Source organism: Calditrichota bacterium (genome assembly GCA_013151735.1).
Taxonomy (GTDB): Bacteria; Zhuqueibacterota; JdFR-76; order JdFR-76; family BMS3Abin05; genus BMS3Abin05.
The window spans coordinates 1-21282 of sequence record JAADHR010000026.1 but is presented as its reverse complement, the minus strand read 5'-3'; the positions used below and the strand labels follow the sequence as shown (position 1 = coordinate 21282).

13 protein-coding genes are annotated in these 21282 nt (G+C 49.6%); 8 read left to right on the top strand and 5 right to left on the bottom strand.

Translation table 11 applies throughout. The features are described from left to right. Window positions 1-43: 43 nt before the first annotated feature. Window positions 44-2950, bottom strand: a complete 2907-nt coding sequence (locus GXO76_01700; GenBank protein NOY76562.1) for a hypothetical protein — start codon at window positions 2948-2950, stop codon at window positions 44-46. Window positions 2951-3307: 357 nt separating this feature from the next. Between GXO76_01700 and GXO76_01695 the strand changes: the two genes are divergently transcribed. Both GXO76_01695 and GXO76_01690 read left to right on the top strand, forming a co-directional pair. Further along, the gene (locus tag GXO76_01695; GenBank protein NOY76561.1) at window positions 3308-4624 is read left to right on the top strand and encodes a sensor domain-containing diguanylate cyclase; all 1317 of its coding nucleotides are present in this window, start codon (window positions 3308-3310) and stop codon (window positions 4622-4624) included. A 173-nt stretch (window positions 4625-4797) separates the two neighbouring features. Continuing rightward, window positions 4798-6411: a S41 family peptidase gene (locus tag GXO76_01690; GenBank protein NOY76560.1), complete on the top strand. Its 1614-nt coding sequence runs from the start codon at window positions 4798-4800 to the stop codon at window positions 6409-6411. Window positions 6412-6468: 57 nt separating this feature from the next. On the opposite strand, the gene GXO76_01685 is transcribed toward GXO76_01690, so the two are convergent. From GXO76_01685 to GXO76_01670, 4 genes are all read right to left on the bottom strand, one after another. Continuing rightward, window positions 6469-7326 carry a hypothetical protein gene (locus GXO76_01685; GenBank protein ID NOY76559.1) on the bottom strand — a complete coding sequence of 286 codons (858 nt, stop codon included), beginning with the start codon at window positions 7324-7326 and terminating at the stop codon, window positions 6469-6471. A 97-nt stretch (window positions 7327-7423) separates the two neighbouring features. Beyond that, a complete protein-coding gene (locus GXO76_01680) occupies window positions 7424-8446 on the bottom strand; it encodes a nucleoside 2-deoxyribosyltransferase (GenBank protein NOY76558.1) in 1023 nt (340 codons plus the stop codon). A gap of 115 nt (window positions 8447-8561) precedes the next feature. Further along, a complete protein-coding gene (locus GXO76_01675) occupies window positions 8562-10313 on the bottom strand; it encodes a Na+:solute symporter (GenBank protein ID NOY76557.1) in 1752 nt (583 codons plus the stop codon). Between the two features lie 15 nt (window positions 10314-10328). Continuing rightward, window positions 10329-12050, bottom strand: coding sequence for a hypothetical protein (locus tag GXO76_01670; protein ID NOY76556.1), 1722 nt, complete (start codon window positions 12048-12050; stop codon window positions 10329-10331). Between the two features lie 630 nt (window positions 12051-12680). Between GXO76_01670 and ilvD the strand changes: the two genes are divergently transcribed. From ilvD to GXO76_01640, 6 genes are all read left to right on the top strand, one after another. Further along, the gene (ilvD, locus tag GXO76_01665) at window positions 12681-14345 is read left to right on the top strand and encodes a dihydroxy-acid dehydratase (GenBank protein NOY76555.1); all 1665 of its coding nucleotides are present in this window, start codon (window positions 12681-12683) and stop codon (window positions 14343-14345) included. 123 nt (window positions 14346-14468) lie between these two features. Continuing rightward, the gene (gene ilvB / locus GXO76_01660; GenBank protein ID NOY76554.1) at window positions 14469-16193 is read left to right on the top strand and encodes a biosynthetic-type acetolactate synthase large subunit; all 1725 of its coding nucleotides are present in this window, start codon (window positions 14469-14471) and stop codon (window positions 16191-16193) included. Then, a complete protein-coding gene (gene ilvN / locus GXO76_01655; GenBank protein NOY76553.1) occupies window positions 16190-16678 on the top strand; it encodes an acetolactate synthase small subunit in 489 nt (162 codons plus the stop codon). The genes ilvB and ilvN overlap by 4 nt, the downstream gene beginning before the upstream one ends. Before the next feature lie 101 nt (window positions 16679-16779). After that, window positions 16780-17778, top strand: a complete 999-nt coding sequence (gene ilvC, locus GXO76_01650) for a ketol-acid reductoisomerase (GenBank protein ID NOY76552.1) — start codon at window positions 16780-16782, stop codon at window positions 17776-17778. Window positions 17779-17821: 43 nt separating this feature from the next. Then, window positions 17822-19450 carry a citramalate synthase gene (locus tag GXO76_01645; GenBank protein NOY76551.1) on the top strand — a complete coding sequence of 543 codons (1629 nt, stop codon included), beginning with the start codon at window positions 17822-17824 and terminating at the stop codon, window positions 19448-19450. A 26-nt stretch (window positions 19451-19476) separates the two neighbouring features. After that, entirely contained in the window at window positions 19477-21012 is a 1536-nt protein-coding gene (locus tag GXO76_01640) for a 2-isopropylmalate synthase (protein ID NOY76550.1), read from the top strand. Window positions 21013-21282 lie beyond the last annotated feature (270 nt).

Sequence of the window (21282 nt, the reverse complement as noted above, 5' to 3'; positions counted from 1 at the left end):
TGCGTCTCAGTGTTTCTCTGTGTCGCCTGAAGTCTTTACACCCCTAAAAATCCCATCCGAAGAAAAACTGCTTAAATCGCCCCGGCTGCATGTGAAATGAGCGGGGTTTAAAAAGCGAGTTGTCAAATGTCGTGTAAAATGTCTTTCCGTAATCAAACCGCAGGACGAGTACGCCGCCCAAATTCAGGCGAATACCGGCTCCCACACTTCCTTTAAGCTGAGTCAGGGGCCCGTCCCAGGCATTTCCGGTATCCCAGAAAAGAGCGCCGCGGATGGAAGAAAATCGCACCCCCCCGAACGGAAATCGCAGAATAAACCGGTCGATAAATGGAAATCGCAGCTCGTGATTCATCAGGACGTACTGATCTCCCCAGATGCTCCATTGGGGGTACCCCCGCAAATCCCAGCTTCCGCCCATGATAAACTTAATGGTTTCCTTTCCGTGGTTCACGCGTCCCACAAAACGCGTGGCGTAAGTGATTCTCCTGGAAAGCCGGAAGTACCGCCGATAATCCATCATAAACGTGTAAAAATTGACGTTGGAATAGCGCACGTCCACGGTGTTTCCAATGGTGAAATTGAATCGTTCCCCATCTACGGGACCGGTGGGGCCCCAGAGAGAATTGTCTTTAACGTAAGCGAAATAATTTGAGATGAGAACGGCATTTCGGGCGACCTCCGATCCGTACCATTCCTTGTGGGAGGCGCGAACATTCAGGTTTGCCTCCAGTCGGCGGAATGTGGACAGGGGGTAGCTCGCGGAGGTGAATCCCCCGTAAAAGCGTTCGTAATAAAAACCGTCGTAATAGTTAAAGTAGCGTCCGGCAAAATGATAAAGACCCCAGGCGTACGTGGTACGATGAGCCAGATTTAACTGGGTAACCGCCACATTAAAGCTTTTCAGGAATTCCTCCCGGGTGGTGGCATCGTTGTAAACCAGAATGTAATATTGGCTGTTTCCAAGCATGTCACTAATGGCCAACTGAGCGCCGCCGCTTCTGCCGAAAAGCGGATCCTGCATCACGTAACTCTGCGCCACATCCAGAGAGTATTTTCGCTTGTATTTAATGGATGTGTTTTTCCCGGATTGAGAAAGCGAGCGGACTTTCCACAAATCCGGTTTAAAGGCTATACTGGGAGATGGCACCGGTTTTTCTTTCGGAAAAATTTTTGCGGGATTTTTTAAAAGGTGAATCTGAAAGTTGAAATTTTCGAAGGCCGTGAAAAGGAGGTCTCCGTTTTGGGTCCATTCAGGCGTTTGCGCGGCCGTGACAAAATGAGTCAATTGTTTGAGCAAAGGCTTTTGAAGAAAAGATTGAGTGGAATCTCCTGCCAGAGAAAATGTGGTGATTATTTTTCCTGAAGGGCCTTGCCTTTTACCCCTCCGAATAGCCCAGATGTTGAAACTTCCCGAGCGATCGGAGACAAAGGTCAGGTAGGTGCCGTCGGGCGAAAAAACAGGCGACTTATCCTGAAAATTTCCGTGGGTGACGTAGGAAATGTCACCCGATTTGAGGTCCAAACGAAAGAGATTTTGGGCACCTGTTCGCCCGAATTCTCCCCGATCGGAGCTGAAGATGATTCCCGAATCGTCCGGCGTCCACACCGGCGTACGATCCTGGTAAACGTCGTTGGTCAGCCGTTCCAGTTTGCGGCTCCGAATGTGGTAGATGTACAGGTCGTTCAATCCCCCGAAATCCGTTCCGGAAAAGCAGAGAGACGACTCGTCTGCAGACCAGGCGGGTGAGGAAATTCCAACCAGCGAATCAAACTGAAAGCGATATTCGAGAGAATTTTTGGGAATATTCCAGATGTACAGTGCATCGCTGCCGCCGCTCTTTGCCACAAAGGCCAGCCGACCGCTTTTGCTCACATCGATCTTGCTTTGAAGCAGATGAAAGGCTTCAAATGAAGCCGTTCGCTCCCCTTTGACAATAATCCTGGGTTTGACCGATTTTTTTTTCACCCCAAGCGGCCGCGCATAAATGTTGGTGTACCCCACACGATTGGACATAAAGGCCATCCACGGCTGCCCGTTTTTTTCGAAAAAAGCCGGCTGGGTACTGATGCCCTCTTTGGTCAGGGCCTGGGTTACCATGGCCGGATCATCTTCCTTTTTAAGAAGCGGAAAGTATTTTTTCCGTAAATGGTAAATCCATTCCTTATCGAATTCGGTGTAATTTTTTCCGATGGTCAATTTCATGACATCGCTGAAGTTGTCCACCTTCCATGAATTTTCCATTAGCTGGAGAAGCTTGTCGTCCCCGTAGGTTTCCGAAATGTATTTCAGGGCGGCTTCCCCTTCTTTGTACATCAGAAAGGTTCCGTTGATCTGATAGATTTGATCAAGCGGATAAATGTAACCGTTCACAACGGCGTCCCGGAGGACCATCTCCGCCTGCGGATCCCAGCCCTGGGACCAATATTCAGCAATGCCCTCAATAAACCACAGGGGAAGATTACTCAGGTCGGTTCGCTTGTGATCGCGAAGAATCTGGGAGATTAGGCTGTGCGTGAAGACGTGCACCAATTCGTGTTGAATCACGTGGTGAAATTCCGAAATGGAGCCGTTGGCCGGAATTACCACGCGGCCCTTCATGTATTCAAAAAAACCTCCCACACCCTCCGGGATGAAGTTGGGCAGCACGTTCGTCTGTTCGAAATGGATGTGGGAGCTGTAAAAAATAAGCGGTATTTTTCGATTAATCGATTGATTGAATTTATTTTCCAGAATCTTGTAGCTTTCCTCGGCTAATTTGGCGCCAATTTGAGCCAGGTCTTTCATTTCCGGATAGTAATACACGTGGAAGTGCTTTGTTGTGAGAACGTACCAGGTGAAGTGATTGTATTGAACCTTATTTCGGCCGAAATAATACTGGGCGAACAGGGGGGAGGCAGCCGACAGCCAGAATAAGGCAATCAATAAGCTTTTTCGAACAAGTTGACGCATTTCTTGTCTGTTTGGTTTTTGGAATTCAAGGTGAACACTATCCCCTTTCTAATTTAAAAAAAATATGACTCCAATCAAGAAGATTCTTCTCTTGCAAGCCAAAATTTTAAGCTTTTGTCATATTCGGGACAGGTCGATTAAAAGTCTTGACAATATCATTGATATTCTGTATATTTTTTAATATTTTTACAAGGTTAGGGTGTGTTTGAATTTCACTTAATTGCACAAACAAACCTGCCGATAGGTTAATAGGCGCAGTCATGCTGCGCTGACGGCCTCTGGCGAATTGACGATGGCCGCACCTCTTTTGGAAAGGTGTTGTCCGTGTTAACCCTTATTTAGAAATTAGGACTTAATTTGGAACGTGCAAAATTTATTGATTATCGATCCGTTGGCCTGATTCTGGGCGTTATCGGCTTTACCTTTTTAATCGGATTTCTGGTGTTCACGCCGATTATTCCCCTCGTTTTTGGCTGGAAACTGGCCATTGGCCTGCTGTTGGTTCTGATTGTCGGCAGTGTTGCCAGCCGAAAATTGAGCTCACGCATTCTGTTTTTGACCGATGAGCTCACGGAATCGGGCGTTCATGTCCGCACCAAAACGTACAAACAGCAGATTGACAGTGCCTCGAAAGAATTGTCATTATTGAATCGGGAGCTTAAGCGTCGTATCTACGAACTGCACAATCTCTTTCAGATCAGCCTGGATTTAACCGCCATCCTGGAATTGGATCAGTTGGTGAATTCCTATTTAAACACCCTGATCGGACAAATCCGAATTAAAAATGCCCTGCTTTATCTTGTGGATACGAAAAATCGCAAGAACCTTAATCTTGTAAAAACAAAAGGTTTTGATCCGGAGGATGTGTCTGAAACCACGATTGAAGTAACCGATCCGGTGATCAAGATCATTTTTAAAAAACGCCAGCCTATTCTGATTGCCGAGGAATTTACATCGCTGAAGGACATCAAGCGGTTCCGGGATTACGGATCGGAGGTCATCGCCCCGCTGATTCATTCGCACCGGCTGGTGGGAATGGTGCTGATTGGGTCCAAGATCAACGGCGAGGCGTACAATCAAACCGATTTGGAAATGTTGACGCTGATTACAAACATTGTCTCCGTGGCCATTGCCAATGCCCAACTGTACCAGAAGGTTCGTGAAACCTCCATTACCGATGAACTCACGTCGCTTTACAATTACCGCTATTTTCGGATCCGGCTTCGGGATGAGGTCTTCCGGGCGCGCCGGACGGGCCGGCCCATGTCACTGGCCATTCTGGATGTGGATAATTTTAAGCATTACAACGATACACTGGGGCATCCTGCCGGAGATCAGGTTCTGAAGCACATCGCCAAGATTCTGAAAAAGGCCGTCCGGGATACGGATGTAGTCGCGCGGTACGGCGGAGAGGAATTCTGCGTCATTTTACCGGAGGTCGATGTTGCCGGATCGCGTGCCTTTGCCGAAAGGCTTCGCAAAAGCATCGAAGAGTATCCCTTCTTTATGGAGGAAACACAGCCCGGCGGTAAGGTCACAATCAGCGTTGGGGTGGCCACCTATCCGGTGGATGCCACAATTATCAAAGAGCTGCTGGTTCGGGCCGACATGGCACTCTACCGTGCCAAAAAGGCGGGACGAAATTGTGTCAGGTTGTATTCGGAAGGCGATTAATCCGGAACAAAGGGAAGCCGTCGGCGGTTAAAGGTTTTTGAGATTTAATGATCTTCTGCGGCGTGAGTTCTCCTGTGAAAAAGCAGATTTCTTTTCAGCGCAGGAATTTTCCATCGAAACAACGTTTGTTGGTAAGATATCATTTTCAATTCTAAAAAAGGAAGTTTTGTTAGATGAAAATTAAGCATTTTTTTATTGGAAGTTTAACGACTCTTTTAATCGTTGGGGCGTTAAATTTGGGGTATTCCCAGCTGCAGCCAAAGGATTCCCGCCGAAACATTTATCAGAAACTGAACATTTTTACAACGGTACTGAACATCATTCAACAGAGTTATGTTGAAAAAACCGATCCGAATGATCTGATCAACAATGCCATTCGGGGGATGCTTTCGGATCTGGATCCGCACACCAACTACATGACGGCTGATCAATTCAAGAATTGGAGCAAAACATTTGCCGGGTATTCCGGTATTGGAATCAGCTTTGATATTATCCGCAAAAAGATTACGATCATGTCCGTTTTTGAGGGAGGCCCGGCATTTAAATCGGGCTTGAGGTCGGGAGACCGCATCATTGGAATTAACGGGGAATCTGCCATTGGTATTAAGCGGGACGACGTTCCCAAGAAGCTGATGGGCCCGCCGGGGACTCAGGTTAAAGTGACCATCGAACGGGATGGCTGGGACGAGCCCAAGGAATTTACCCTGACCCGCGAAAAAATTAAAGTGGAAAGTATTCCGGATGCGGCCATGTTGCGCCCGGGAATCGGTTACGTGCGCATCGCCCGATTTTCGGCAACAACCGGTCAGGAATTGGAAAAAGCCCTGAATAAACTGGAATCCGAGGGAATGGACAAACTTATTCTGGATTTACGGGGCAACAGCGGCGGCTATTTGCAGATTGCCACGGAAGTGGCCGATAAATTTATTCCCGGCGGAAAAATGATCGTGTACACGAAGGGCCGGATTCCCAGTTCCTATCGCGACTATTACGCCACCGACGAAGCCACCCATCCCCTGTATCCGCTCATTGTTTTGATTGATCACGGAAGTGCCTCGGCATCGGAAATTGTTTCGGGCGCCATTCAGGATTGGGACAGAGGCCTGATTGTCGGAAAAACCAGTTTTGGCAAGGGTCTGGTTCAGAGCCAGTATCCATTCAAAGACGGGTCCGTGCTCTTGGTTACAACCGCCAAATATTACACTCCCTCAGGGCGGTGCATCCAAAGAGACTATTCCCACAAATCAAAGGATGAATATTACAAAGAAGCCTACGTGGATAGCCTGATCAAGAAGAATTCAAAGAATCTTCCGGCATTTAAAACATTTGGCGGGCGCACGGTTTACGGAGGGGGAGGTATTCGTCCGGATATTATGCTTGAAAGCAAGGAAAAACCGCCCTCACGTTTCATTATTGATCTGGTTTACGATCCGAACCGCTATTTTTACACCTTTATCGATGATTACCTCCACGCCCATCCGGAAATCAAACAAATGAAATTGTTGGATTTTGTCCAGGATTTCAAGGTTTCTCCCAAAATGTTGTCCGATTTTGAAGCCTATGTTTTGAAAGATAATAAGAAAATAAAGGCAGATAAATTCAATGATGCCAACAATGTAAAGGATCTGAATTATCTCCTAAAGCGGGAAATTGCCTATCACATTTGGGGAGAAAAGGGTCAGTTTCAGGTCAATCTGATGCGGGATACGGTGCTGCAGCAGTCTATGAATTATTTCCCGCAGGCGTTGAAACTTATGGAGAAAATGGATTACTACAAAAATAGGTGAGAATTAAGGTTCCTTATAAGGTCCCCGGCACGTTTAAAGTGCCGGGGACTTTCTTTTTTAGATCTGTTTTTCCAGTTCCTCGTAGATCTCAGACAGTGTAATCCCCTGCTGGAGGAGCAAAAGAATCCAGTGGCGGAGCAAGTCAATCGATTCTTTTAGCGTTGTTTCCCGGTCTTTTTGAAGAGAGGCCATGGTCACATCCATGACGTCCCGCCCCAGATGCTTGGAGATTTCCTGGACACCCAACTGACTGAGTCGGGAAAGCGGCGAATTGGGAACCGGGTTCTCGACGCGGTCGGCGATCGACCAATACAGCTCTCCCAGCACATCTTTTTCAGCCGGAGTGGCCTCGGGTTGGGGCGTTTTTTCCACAACTTCAATTTCTTCTTCAACCTCTGCAAGCCTATGCCCCGGGGATTCCTGTTCCGATACACCGCGCTCCCGAAATTCAATGAAAACAGTTTCTTCTTCGTCTGTCAAATGAGTTTCGGACGTGTCCTCCGTTTTGGCAGAGGTCTCTTGTGTTTCGCCCCCGAAAACGCTTTTAAGGGATTCAAGCACATCCTCGTCTTTATCCGTATCCTCGTCTTTTTTCCAATAAACAAATGGAAAACAAGAGGATTCTCCCGTATGGCAGGCGGAGCCGTTGGGGACGCCACTAATAAGCAGGGAGTACTTGTCCACATGGGTACGGATTTCTTCCACATCAACCGTATCGCCGGAGCGCTGTCCTTTCATCCACACCTTTTTCATACTGCGATTGTAGAGCCAGAGTTTGCCCGATTCGCGCGTTTTTTTAAGCGCTTTTCGATCCATGTACACCAGATTAATCACTTCGCCGGTTTTGGCGTTTCGAATGATTGCCGGAACCAGACCCTTTTTGTCAAATTTAATGTGTGGTTTTTTATTGAACATGCATCCTCCATGATGGTTTTATATCGAGCCGTTGAATCTTTTCGCACATTTCAAATCATATTTTTCAATCCAATTTACTGGAAGCAAGGCATCCCGCTTAATCGGGAATCTGAATCGGATACGTTCCGTATTTCAGAGTGGTTTCAACCATGGCCAGATAATTTTCAAAAGGAACATAGGCCGGAACGGAATTCCCCGAGCCCACACAGTAACCGCCCGAAGGAGCCAGGTCCCGAATGAGGCCTTTTGTGGCTTTGACAACCTCATCGGGTGTCCCGCGGGTCAATGTGTATTCCAGATCCAGATTTCCGATCAGGCAGAGGCGGTCGCCGTATTGCCGTTTTAATTCCCGAATATCCATGGCCTTGGGTTCAATGGGTTGCAGCGCATCCACCCCGCAGGCAATGATGTCGTCCAGAAGCATCCGGAGATCGCCGTCTGAATGGTAGATGTACGGCAGATCGTGTGCTTTGGCCAGGTCTCCGATTTTTTTCATCCAGGGAAACAGGTATTTGCGAAAGCTGTCCGGGCTGACAAACGGGCCGGATCCGATGGCAATATCGTCGCTGTACCAGAGGGCACCGATATTGTCGAACGTAACCATTGTTTCGAACATGCTGTAAATGATTCCACCGACCTTTTCAAAGATTGCGGAAATGAGATCGGGTTGTTCATAAAGGGCGATTGAAAATGTTTCGAATCCCATGATGTCCCAGATCCACGTAAAAATATCGCCATAGTGCGCCAGAATCTTGAGTCCGTCCGGAAGATGGTGCTGGGCCATTTCAAAATCAGAATAGTCGATTTCCTCCAATTTGGGCCAGGGATAGTTTTCAAAGGATTCCCAATCCCTCACCAGGCCTTCACCTTCCGAATACCAGGTTCGTTCAATGTCCTGATTGGTGGCTTCCGTTTTCAGATGTCCCGACAACTCGGCCGGCCGGAAGGTTACTTTAGGACTAATGCGGATGGCGTCGTAACCGGCGCATGCAAAGAAATCAATGGAATCCCGGATGGACGTGACCGGCCGTTCCAGAAGGTGTTCCTGAATTTTCCGGTCCACGATTAATTCCTGCAAAGGAACACGGTCGGGGATGCCCCGAAGCAGTGTGGTACGCAGGCGGTTAAAGTCGGGACCGGTGTGATATTTTTTGGCCAAATTCAATGAATTGCTCCATGGACTTATTTTTTTGTCAAACGGTCAAAATGCGCTTTTTTTGATGAACCCGAATACACTATTCCGCAACGGCTTCCCATCCCCTGCGGGAAAGATCGTAATAAATCACGTAACCGGAAATGGCGGCTCCAATGAGAAAAATGAATCCCATTCCGTACTCGCCGAGGACAAATTTACCGATGCCAAAAAGTGAGGTGTAAATCAAAATCACCCCGAAAAACCAATCCAGCAAATCCCGGCTGACGATCCCTTTGGGCGGGATCAGTCCGGCTTTTTTCGGGATAGATGCCCAGAGCGCACCGCCCGGGTGAACCCTTTTGTAGAACGTGATCAGCACCTCCTCCCTTTCCGGGGGCGTCAAAAACGTAACAATTAACCAGGTGGCAGTGGAAAGGGTTACCGTAATGAGCATAATTTGAGCAAATTGCAGGGGTTCATTTCCGTTCAAATGAAAATAAAACTGAAGCACCATGGAAACCACAAAAGAGGCCGTCATGGCCGAAATCTCTGACCAGGCGTTAATCCGCCACCAGAACCACCGTAAAATATATACGGAACCCGTTCCGGCGCCGATGGCGAGGAGAAATTTCCAGGCTTTTTCGATGGATGTCATGTAATGCGTTACAACAGCGGCAAGAATGAGCAGCAGAACGGTCGCAAGCCGGGAAATCCACACGTAGTGCCTTTCGGAGCCGTCTTTTTTAATAAAGCGGCGGTAGAAATCATTGACCAGGTAGGATGATCCCCAGTTCAGCTGCGTGCTGATCGTAGACATGTACGCCGCGGCAAAACCGGCCATCATCAGTCCCATCACGCCGGGAGGAAGGTAGTCCACCATCACCTTTACGTACCCCGATTCTTTATCGGCCAGATTGGGGTACAAGACCATGGCCGCCAGTCCCACGATAATCCATGGCCAGGGACGCAGGGCATAATGGGCAATGTTAAACCAGAGGGTTGCCAGGACGGAATGTTTCTCATTTTTGGCGGAAAAAATGCGCTGGGCGATGTACCCGCCGCCGCCGGGTTCGGCTCCCGGGTACCAGGCCGCCCACCAGTTAACGGCCAGATACACGAAGAATGTGAGCATGGGCATCCAGACGGAACCCACTTCCGGGACAAATGAAAGGATCTGCTTTGAATTTCCGTAATGCTGGGTCAATTGGAGTTTAAGTCCCGAGATGCCGCCGACGGCGTGAGAAGCGAAAACGGCCAGAATAACGGCCCCGCCAATAGCAATAAAGAATTGAATGAAATCAGTTACCACCACACCCCAGAGGCCTCCGAGTGTGGAGTACACAAGCGTGATAATCAGGCAGACGGCAATGGCCTCCCATTTTCCCATTCCCAGGGTAATTCCCAGTATTTTTGCCATGGCCAGTGTAACCCAGCCCATTACAATTAAATTAATCGGAAGCCCCAGATAGAGGGCCCGAAATCCCCTTAAAAAGGCCGCGGCTCGTCCGGAGTACCGAAGTTCGGTGAATTCAATATCGGTAATAACACCGGATCGACGCCAGAGTTTGGCAAAAACAAAAACGGTCAAAATACCGCTCATCACCATATTCCACCAGAGCCAATTCCCGGCCACACCGTGGCTGCCCACCAGACCTGCGACGGCCAGCGGGGTGTCGGCCGCAAAGGTAGTGGCTACCATGGAGGTTCCGGCCAGCCACCAGGGGAGGCTGCGCCCGGACACGAAATATTCGGCCATGCTCTGGCTGGCCTTTTTGGTGAATAAAGACCCCACGACAATAGCCATTACAAAGTAGGCGATCAATAAAATCCAGTCGATTAATTGTAAATGCATTGCAACCTCTTCTATTTATTGGGGCAATTGAAAATTATTTCCTTCGTTTGGCCAACGGGATCGTACCAAAATCGTATCCGGATAAACGAAAAAACGTTCCGAAAAGCGAAAGGGGTTTAACCGGCCCCGGGAGAACATTCCGTTATTATCCTTGTCCCGGAATGCCGAGATACGGTAGCTTCCCGGGAGAATGTTTTTAAAGAAATAGGCGCCGGGCTGTTTTAATTTGAGCGTCTTTTTCAAATGCGGCGGATTGGTTTGGTTCAAATGCAGAAAAATCGGCCCCGTTGCGGAAGAATCGGCATCCTGCACTGTTCCCCCAATGTCCGAAAGGGTGTCGTGCGGTACCACCCGAAAGGTTTGGGTGGAATCCGTTTTCAGGGGATTTCCGGCCAGATCAAAAATGTGTTGGGAAAGCAGATGCCACCGGTAAAATTGGTTCCCCTTTAAAGGGTGTTGGGGTTTAAAGCGCAGGACATCCGGTTGCAGCCAGGACATTCGTCCCGGAATGGTGTCCCCTTTGGCAGTTTGCAGGAGAAGAACCGCGTCGGTTCCGAGTGTATCGATGGCCTCACTAAACACACACGAAAGAATGACGTCCGGGAGAACCATCTTGCTGCTGTCGGGTGGGAACACGCGTACAACCTGCGGTGGAAGGGTATCCGGGCGGGCACTTCCGCGAACGGTGACGGAATCGCTTGCTCCGATAAGATTCCCGGCCCGATCGTGAATGGAACGCAATTTGAGAACGTAGTTTTGGGATGAATCCTGCGGCGCCGTCACCAGAACAATCTGGTTGGGATTCAAAAAACTCCGGTAGCTCATACGAAGCGCCAGCCTTTGCGGGGGGTTTTCTTTTGAGATGGACATGAGAAAATGGTTGAGATTTTCCGCATCAAGGGAATCCACCGGCTCGCTCATTCGAATTTGTATGTGACGGCTGTCCGTTGCAAAAACGGAAACGATTTCAGGCGGGGTGGTGTCTTGTACGGCTATCCGGAAGAAAAGAGGGCCGTCTGTGGAATCTTTTGGCGTCAGAGACGCGTCCCGGGTAGGGAAGCCGATTGCATCGTAACCCGGATCGTAGCGCCGATTTCCGTCTTTGTCGTTGAGCGCAAAAAGCCGATAGCGTCCCGGCGAAAGGTTTTGCAGACGAAAGCGCCCTTTGGCGTCGCACTGGGTTACGTACTGGGCGGGGTCTGTTTCGGGATTGGGTGTTGGAGCCAGCCGCAGCAAATAGCCCCACATGTGAATGCGCTGTGCCGGGCCTTTGCTAAAAACACGCCCCGTAATCCTTCCGTTATCCAGGTGAGCTCCGGTAGAAAAGGCCAGCGTAAAGGATTCTCGCATGGGGTTTCCGTGCCGGTCTCTGACACTGGTACCGATTGTGACCAAATAGGTTTGATTGGCCAGCAGAGTATCCGGAAGAACCAGGGAAAGTGTTTTTCCGTGCCATTTTAGCCGAAACGGATTTCTGGGCGCGGGTGCCAGAAAAAGGGCGTCATTGATCGATTTTCGGTCCACTTTTTCACTAAAGGTTAATTGAATGGGTGTCGATCGTGAAACACGCGTAGCCCCGTTGGGAGGGACCGTTTTAACAATACGGGGAGGGGTTCGATCTTCCGGTCCGCCGGGGGGCATGGCCTGACGCGCACAGGAAGCGAGCAGAAGCCAATAAATCCCCGTGATCGTGTAAAAAACGGATCGGCGAAACGATGTGTTTGCGACAAATTTCATTCACGTAGTGTCCTGTTGAAAAAAATGATCGCAGCCTTTTTTAAGCGTGCGTTTGAAAAGATGGTCAGAGCCCGTTCAGAAAGCGCTCTTGAAAATCTAAAATACAGATTTTTGACCGGAATTTCAATAGATTATTTGGGTGTTTGATCATATTCGATCAGGACGCCCGCGTTTGGACCGGTTAAAAATTTTGCAAAATCACAAAAAAGTGTTGACATTCGACAAATTTGTTCTTATATTTATTGCCAATTTAAGCAAGAAGATTTCAATTCAAATCGAAAGCAGCATTGAATGACGGTTGCAGAATCCACAACATTTTCCCCAAGGGGCTTAAGGCGTTTTTCGCCAATGTGGATCACTCCGTTTGTTATTCTTTCTCTTTTCGGTTTACTTCCAAGTCTATCCCTCTTATTGTTGTTGCACATTTTGATTCTTGGCCTTATCGCCGGTTTGATTTTGATCCTTATTTTGAGGTAAAATCGAGCCAGAGGTAAGCACAAGAATCACACAAATCTAACTATCACCACACGAAAAAAACAAAATCTTACCTCTGGCTCGCAGGAGAAGACCATCTTTTTGGATAGGTTGTGATGTTGTTGAGCACATTAAAATGGATTGTGAGGACGAGCCATGAGGAGTGACACCGTAAAAAAGGGGTTCGAAAGAGCTCCACACCGAAGCCTGTTGCGGGCCTGCGGATTAAAGGATCCGGATTTTGGCAAACCGTTTATCGGAATTGCCAACTCATTTATTGAAATCATTCCCGGACATGTGCATTTGCAGGAGCTGGGGAAAATCGCCAAGGAGGAGGTTCGGAAGGCGGGAGGGGTTCCCTTTGAATTCAACACCATTGGCGTGGATGACGGCATTGCCATGGGGCATTCCGGAATGAAATATTCCCTGCCAAGCCGCGAGCTTATTGCCGATTCTATTGAGACCGTTGTTCAGGCCCACAAACTGGACGGGTTGGTCTGCATCCCTAATTGTGACAAAATTGTTCCGGGCATGATTATGGCGGCCATGCGGCTGAATATTCCGACGGTTTTTATCAGCGGCGGTCCCATGCTGGCCGGGCATTCTCCTCATCACAATACAGTCGATTTGATTTCTGTATTTGAAGGGGTTGGCGAATTTCAATCGGGAAAAATTACCGAAGAAGAGCTGACTGAGCTGGAAAAATACGGCTGTCCGACCTACGGTTCGTGCTCGGGGTTGTTTACGGCCAATTCCATGAACTGCCTGATGGAGGCCCTCGGCATTGCCTTTCCCGGAAACGGAACGATTCCCGCGGTCACGGAGGAGCGACGGGAATTGGTTCGGCACGCCTCCCGGCATATCATGACCCTCATTGAACAGGACCTGAAACCCCTGGATATTGTGGATGAAGAGGCCATCGATAACGCCTTTATTCTGGATATGGCCATGGGCGGATCGACTAACACGGTTCTCCACACACTGGCCATTGCCCGGGAGGCCGGCATCCATTACCCGCTTACGCGCTTGAACGAATTGGCGGAAAAGGTACCGCAAATTTGTAAGGTATCGCCTGCGTCCATTTGGCACATGGAAGATGTCGATCGCGCCGGAGGCATTTCTGCCATTTTGAAAGAGGTGAGCAAAAAGCCGGGGCTTCTTCATCTCAATAAAAAGACGGTGACATTGAAAACCCTTGGCGAGACCATTCAGAACGCGGAAATCAAAGATAAGAATGTGATTAAAACAATCGAAAACCCCTACAGCGAAAACGGAGGCCTGGCGATTTTATTCGGAAATCTGGCGCCCGACGGATCGGTTGTGAAAACGGGAGCCGTTGAAGATCACATGAAAACCTTTACCGGAAAAGCAATTGTTTTTGATTCACAGGAAGAAGCAAACGCCGGGATTTTAAATGGGGCGGTTCAGGCAGGGCATGTGGTGGTTATTCGCTACGAGGGTCCGAAAGGCGGCCCGGGGATGCAGGAAATGCTGGCCCCTACCTCCAACATCATGGGAATGGGGCTTGGTGACAAGGTGGCCTTAATTACCGACGGGCGTTTTTCGGGAGGAACACGGGGGGCCTGTGTGGGACACGTCTCTCCGGAAGCCATGGCTGGCGGGCCCATTGCGCTGATTGAAAATGGAGACCTGATCGAGATTGATATCCCGGGTAAAGCATTAAATGTAAAGCTTTCGGAGGAGGAGTTGGAGCGGCGCCGGAAAAACTGGCATCCTCCGGAGCTGAAGACAGATTCCAAATGGCTGCAGCGGTATTCGCGAATGGTCACGTCGGCCAATACGGGCGCGGTGCTGGAATAATTATCCAAAAATATGGCTTTTTTAGCCGCATGATTCATATCAAAAGAGGTAACTAAAATGGCTACTCAAACATTTGTTCAAACGCCGAAAAGGGGACACAAGAGGCCGCAAAAGCGCTTCACGATGTACGAACAACATCAGCATCTTCCCAAACTATCGGGAGCCGAGATTTTTATTCGTTCGCTAATTGAAGAAGGGGTGGAGGTTCTTTTTGGGTTTCCCGGAGGGGTGATTTTGAGCGTGTACGACAAATTGTATAAAAATAATGGCTTTCGTCACATTCTCATTCGCCACGAGCAGGGTGGAACCCACGAGGCCGATGGTTACGCCCGGGCAACGGGTAAGCCGGGAGTTATTCTGATTACTTCCGGGCCGGGTGCTACAAATACCGTTACCGGGATTGCCAATGCCTATATGGATTCCATCCCGCTGGTGGTTTTTACAGGGCAGGTTGCCTCGGAACTGATTGGCAATGACGCCTTTCAGGAAGTGGATACGCTGGGGATTACGCGCCCCATTACAAAACACAACTTTATTGTCCGCGATGTGCGAAATCTGGCCAGAACCATTAAAGAGGCATTTTATATTGCAAAAACCGGCCGCCCCGGGCCGGTTGTGGTGGATTTACCCAAAGACATTTTAACGGATGAAACCTACTTTGAGTATCCGAAAACCGTCTCCATTCGGGGATACAAACCCCGGTACGAACCGAACGTGCAGCAAATCAAAAAGGCAACGGAGGTTATCCGGGACGCCAAACGGCCGGTTATTTTGGCGGGCGGCGGAATTATGCATGCCAACGCGGCCGACCTTCTCACGGCATTTGCCAGAAAAACCCAAATTCCGGTTATTTCCACGTTGCTGGGTCTGGGAGGATTTCCCACCGACGACCCGCTGTCTCTGGGAATGCCGGGGATGCACGGCACGTGGTACGCCAACATGGCCATTACCTATTCAGATTTAATTATCTCTCTCGGGGCTCGTTTTGATGATCGGGTGACCGGAAAAATTGAGGAATTTGCCCCCCACGCGAAAGTCATTCATGTTGATATTGACCCGGCCGCCATCAGCAAAAATGTGCCGGTTGATGTCCCGATTGTAGGTGATGTGCGGCTGGTGCTTGAAAAAATGCTTCATTTCTCAGACGAACAACGCCACGACGAGTGGCTGGAACAAATCAAAAAATGGAAAGAAGAACATCCCCTTCGTTACCGGCAGTCCGAAAAAGTGGTCAAACCCCAGTTTGTGATCGAACAAATCAGTGAAGTTACAAAGGGAGAGGCCATTGTTGCCACCGATGTGGGGCAGCATCAGATGTGGGTGGCCCTTTTCTACAAATTCAAATATCCGCGTTCCATCATTTCCTCCGGTGGATTGGGAACCATGGGCTTTGGTCTGCCTGCCGCTGTGGGCGCCGCAATCGGACGACCCGATCGAACCGTGGTGGCCATCGTGGGCGACGGAGGCTTTCAAATGACGAGCATGGAACTGTCGACGGCTGTAGCCAACCGCCTTCCCCTGAAAATCTTCATTTTGAACAACAGCCGGCTGGGAATGATCCGCCAGTGGCAGGATCTATTTTATGGCAAGCGATTCTCCTATTCAAACCTGAAGGACATTAAGCCGGATTTTGTGAAACTGGCGGAATCCCACGGCGCAGTCGGGCTGCGGATTACGAAGCCCCGGGAGGTTCGTGCGGTTTTGGATGAAGCGATGGCTGTCACCGACCGCCCCGTTGTGGTGGACGTGTGGACCTATCCCCGGGAGAATGTGTACCCGATGGTTCCCGCAGGAGCCCCGATCCACGAGATTATTGAAGCTCCCGAAGAAGAGGAGGGCGATGAATGAAGCATACCATCTCATTAGTGGTTGAAAACAAGCTGGGAACGGCTGCCCGGATTATCGGACTGTTTAGTTCCCGCGGGTTTAATCTGGAGAGCATTTCCGTCGGGGAATCGGAAGAAAAAGACCTGTATCGAATGACCATTGTGACCCGGGGGGAAGACGCCATCATCGAGCAAATCACAAAACAACTCAACAAATTGGTGGATGTGGTCAAGGTGACGGATTTGACTCTGGATGATTTTATTGAACGGGAACTGGCGCTCATTAAGGTTTCCAGCAATTCCTCCACCCGGATGGAAATTATGCAGATCGCCGACGTGTTTCGGGCAAAAATTGTGGACATCAGCCCGCGCACACTAACCGTTGAGGCGACCGGTACCGAGGACAAAATCAATGCCATTATCAGTATGCTTCGTCCTTACGGGTTGAAGGAGATTGCCCGAACCGGACATGTGGCACTCAAGCGGGAGTTCCGGGGCGAAACATAGCCGGCTCATTAACACGAAGTGAAATGTCGATTGATAGGTACTCTATTTTATTGATAAACAGTTCATTATGTTTTGGTTTTCAAAATGGAAAGGATGTTTAAATGAAGCTCTATTACGATCAGGATGCAGATTTGTCATTGTTGGAAGGGAAAACCATTGCCGTTCTGGGGTACGGAAGTCAGGGACACGCCCATGCGTTGAATCTTAAAGATTCCGGAATGAATGTCGTTGTGGGCTTGCGGGAAGGCAGCAAGTCGTGGCAGTCGGCTGAGGAGGCCGGGTTAAGGGTGCTGCCCACGTTTGAAGCGGCCAAAGCCGCTGATTTTATTATGATGCTGGTTCCGGATCAGACCCAGCCGGAGGTGTACGAAGCCGCGGTGGCGCCCAATCTTTCCGCGGGAAAGGTTCTGGCCTTTGCCCACGGTTTTAATATTCACTACGGCCAGATTCTTCCTCCTGAAGATGTGGATGTCGTGATGATCGCCCCCAAAAGTCCGGGGCACCTGGTGAGGCGTGTGTACACGGAGGGCAATGGTACCCCCTGTCTGGTGGCTGTGGCTCAGGATGCATCGGGAAAGGCCAAAGATGTGGCGCTGGCCTACGCCAAGGGGATTGGCGGCACGCGGGCCGGGGTGATTGAAACAAGCTTTAAGGAAGAAACCGAAACGGATCTTTTTGGAGAACAGGTTGTCCTGTGCGGCGGCGTGGTGGAGCTGATTAAGTCCGGGTTTGAAACACTGATGGATGCAGGCTATCAACCCGAAATTGCCTATTTTGAATGTCTTCACGAGATGAAACTCATTGTGGATCTGATTTACGAGGGCGGCATTCAGAAAATGAATGACTCCATCAGCGATACGGCGGAGTACGGAGAATATTCCCGGGGGTCCCGAATTATCACGGATGACACCCGCAAGGAAATGCGGCGGATCTTGAAGGAAATCCAGGACGGCTCTTTTGCAAAAGAGTGGATTCTGGAAAACAAGGTTAACCGGCCCTCGCTGAATGCCTTTCGGCGCAACCTGGCCGATCACCCCATTGAAAAAGTGGGTAAAGAATTGCGGAAGATGATGAGCTGGCTGCACGACAATAAAAAGTAGCGGGTTTTAGGAAAAACAAAAATCAGACTCAGGTAAAGCTGTTATGTCAGAAAAAATTCAAATTTTCGACACGACCCTTCGTGACGGAACGCAGGGGGAAAAAATCTCGCTCTCTGTGGACGACAAAGTACGAATCGCCCGGCGTTTGGATGCGTTTGGAATCGATTACATTGAGGGAGGATGGCCGGGATCGAATCCCAAAGACAGGCTCTTTTTTGAAAAAGCCGGACGTCTTTCCTTTCAGCACGCACGGCTGGTGGCCTTTGGGAGTACCCATCATCCGGCCCGCTCCGTGGAAAAAGATGCCAATGTCCGGGAACTTCTGGAAGCCGAAACACCGGCCATTTCCATCTTTGGAAAATCCTGGCTTTTGCACGTTGAACAGGCGCTCAAAATTTCGCCGGATGAAAATCTCAGAATCATTGAGGAGACCATTTCCTACCTGAAACATCACGGCCGCGAGGTGATTTACGATGCCGAGCATTTTTTCGATGGTTTTAAGGACAACCCTGAATATGCCGTAAAAACCGTGCAGACGGCTTACAATGCCGGGGCGGACGTCATTGTTCTGGCTGATACAAACGGTGGATCGCTGCCTTCGGAAATTATGCGGGCCATTATGGCCGTTAAAAAGGTTTTACCTGCACCCCTTGGAATTCACGCACATAACGATTCCGATCTGGCCGTCGCTAACACGTTAGCGGCGGTTCAGGCGGGGTGTATCCACGTGCAGGGGACCATCAACGGTTACGGTGAACGCTGCGGCAATGCCAATTTGTGTTCCGTTATTCCAAATCTTCAAATAAAAATGGGACTGCATTGCGTTCCCGATACCAGTTTGTCGCAATTAACCGAACTCTCCCGCTACGTCAGCGAAATTGCCAATGTGTCCCACGCAACCAATCAGCCGTTCGTTGGGAGAAGCGCTTTTGCTCATAAAGGAGGCATTCACGTGAGCGCCGTGATGAAAAATGCCGCCACTTACGAGCATTTAACGCCCGAAAGTGTGGGTAACAAGCGGCGCGTGTTGGTTTCGGATCTATCCGGCCGGAGCAATATTTTGTACAAAGCAAACGAATTGGCTATTGATTTGGATGCCCATCAGAACCGGGTGCCGGAAATTGTTGAATCCATCAAGAATCTGGAAAATGAGGGATATCAGTTTGAAGCCGCCGAGGGATCGTTTGAGCTGCTTCTTCGGCGTGGAATTGGCGAACCCGTGGATTTTTTCCAGCTGGAAGGATTCCGTGTGGTCATTGAAAAGCGTCCCGATGAAACGTCCGTTTCAGAAGCTTCTATTAAAGTGCGGGTGAATGGGGTGCTGGAGCACACGGCTGCCGAAGGTGACGGACCGGTGAATGCTTTGGACAACGCGCTTCGTAAATCCCTGGAAAAATTCTTTCCGGATTTGAAACGAATGCATCTTTCGGATTACAAGGTGCGCGTGCTGAACGAGAATTCCGGAACATCAGCAAAGGTTCGGGTGTTAATTGAATCAAAGGACTCCCAATCGCGGTGGACAACGGTGGGAGCGTCCGAAAACATCATCGAAGCCAGCTGGCGGGCGCTGACGGACAGCATTTCCTACTATTTACTGAAGCATCAATTAGGAACAGCAAAGGTGAAGTCTTCCGAATCAAAAGAAATATCTATGGAAAAAGCGTTTTCGTAATTGAGAATAACATAAGGAGAATACCCATGAGGCGAATTTATATTTTTGACACCACCCTGAGGGATGGCGAGCAGTCTCCCGGTGCCAGCATGAATATGGATGAGAAAATGCAAATGGCGCGGCAGCTCGCCAAACTCAATGTGGATGTGATTGAGGCCGGTTTTCCCATCGCATCTGAGGGAGACTTTGAGGCCGTCAAACGCATTTCGAAAGAGATTAAGGGCGTCACCATTGCCGCGCTGGCCCGGGCAAATGATGTGGACATCAATCGTGCCTGGGAAGCCGTTATGTATGCCGAAAAACCACGGATTCACACCTTTATTGCCACCTCGGATATTCATCTGAAGTACAAGCTGAACAAGTCCCGTGAGGAAGTACTGGCAGATGCCGTACGGGCCGTAAAACTGGCCAAAAGCTACACCCCAGATGTGGAGTTTTCTGCGGAAGATGCCTCCCGTACGGATCCGGAATTCTTAATCGAAGTGCTTACGAAGGTTATTGAAGCCGGTGCCAGCGTGATCAATATTCCCGACACGGTCGGATATGCCGTTCCTTCGGAATTCGGAGCGCTTATAAAGAAGGTGCGCACCTCGATCCCCAACATCGACAAGGCCATTATCAGTGTGCACTGCCACGACGATCTGGGACTGGCCGTGGCCAATTCCCTGGCCGCTGTTGAAAATGGTGCCCAGCAGGTGGAGTGTACCATAAACGGGATCGGAGAACGCGCCGGAAACGCCTCTCTGGAGGAAATCGTAATGGCTCTGAAAACCCGGCAGTCCTATTACCAGGCAACCACCGAGGTGAATACCAAAGAAATCTACCGAACGAGCAAAATGCTCACATCGCTAACCGGTATTTTTGTGCCGAGAAATAAGGCCATTGTGGGACGAAATGCATTTGCTCACGAAGCCGGCATTCATCAGGACGGCGTGTTGAAAAATCCGCTGACGTACGAAATTATGATGCCGCAGATGATCGGCATTCCGGCCAACGAAATTGTCCTTGGAAAACATTCCGGTCGTCACGCCCTGAAACAGCGCCTGGAGGAGCTGGGTTACCACCTCGACGCCGACGCTCTGGACAAGGCTTACCGCCTATTTACAACCATGGCCGACAAGAAAAAGGATATCTACAATGAAGATTTAATTGCCATTGTAAATGATGAGATCTTTGGCGTTCCCCAGTACTTCAAATTAAGTAATCTGCAAGTGCACGTGGGTATTCACTTGATTCCCACAGCCACCGTTGAGCTGGTGAAGGGAAAGGATAAATTTGTAGATTCCTCCGTTGGCGACGGTCCCGTGGATGCGGTGTACCGTGCAATTGAGCGAATTACCGGCTTTCCCGGGAAATTGGTTGATTACTCGATTCGTTCGGTGACATCCGGAAAAGATGCCGTGGGTGAAATTTTTGTTAAAATTGAATTTGCCGATGGCGTTTTCAACGGGCGGGCAGCCAGTACCGATATTGTTGTGGGCAGCGCCAATGCCTATCTGGATGCGCTTAACCGTGCCCTCTACCGGCAGGAGCAGATTGAACAAGGGGTTAAAGTGGCGTAGGAGCGCGGGGTGTGGTGAAGGAACACACCCCTAATCCGCCTGAGGCGGATTTTGCCTGTCTAATTGGTTTCTTTTTCTCCTGTGCTTTTTCACAAGCGTTGTGAAAAGACACACCCCTAAATCCCCTCTTAATAGAGGGGACTTTGGTGGGGTGGTTTTGGGAGAGAGGGAAGCAAAAGAGGTGAATGGTGGTACTGGTGAGATTTTGCTATCTTGCAGGGGTTGAAAGATTCCCCTCTTGAGAGGGGTGTCCCCGCCGGCGGGCGGGGA

Excerpts from the sequence above, each read along its gene's own strand:
- GXO76_01700 (NOY76562.1), bottom strand. The coding sequence starts at position 2,950 with ATGCGTCAACTTGTTCGAAAAAGCTTATTGATTGCCTTATTCTGGCTG.
- GXO76_01690 (NOY76560.1), top strand. The coding sequence starts at position 4,798 with ATGAAAATTAAGCATTTTTTTATTGGAAGTTTAACGACTCTTTTAATC.
- GXO76_01685 (NOY76559.1), bottom strand. The coding sequence starts at position 7,326 with ATGTTCAATAAAAAACCACACATTAAATTTGACAAAAAGGGTCTGGTT.
- GXO76_01675 (NOY76557.1), bottom strand. The coding sequence starts at position 10,313 with ATGCATTTACAATTAATCGACTGGATTTTATTGATCGCCTACTTTGTA.
- GXO76_01670 (NOY76556.1), bottom strand. The coding sequence starts at position 12,050 with ATGAAATTTGTCGCAAACACATCGTTTCGCCGATCCGTTTTTTACACG.
- ilvD (NOY76555.1), top strand. The coding sequence starts at position 12,681 with ATGAGGAGTGACACCGTAAAAAAGGGGTTCGAAAGAGCTCCACACCGA.
- ilvB (NOY76554.1), top strand. The coding sequence starts at position 14,469 with ATGTACGAACAACATCAGCATCTTCCCAAACTATCGGGAGCCGAGATT.
- ilvN (NOY76553.1), top strand. The coding sequence starts at position 16,190 with ATGAAGCATACCATCTCATTAGTGGTTGAAAACAAGCTGGGAACGGCT.
- ilvC (NOY76552.1), top strand. The coding sequence starts at position 16,780 with ATGAAGCTCTATTACGATCAGGATGCAGATTTGTCATTGTTGGAAGGG.
- GXO76_01645 (NOY76551.1), top strand. The coding sequence starts at position 17,822 with ATGTCAGAAAAAATTCAAATTTTCGACACGACCCTTCGTGACGGAACG.
- GXO76_01640 (NOY76550.1), top strand. The coding sequence starts at position 19,477 with ATGAGGCGAATTTATATTTTTGACACCACCCTGAGGGATGGCGAGCAG.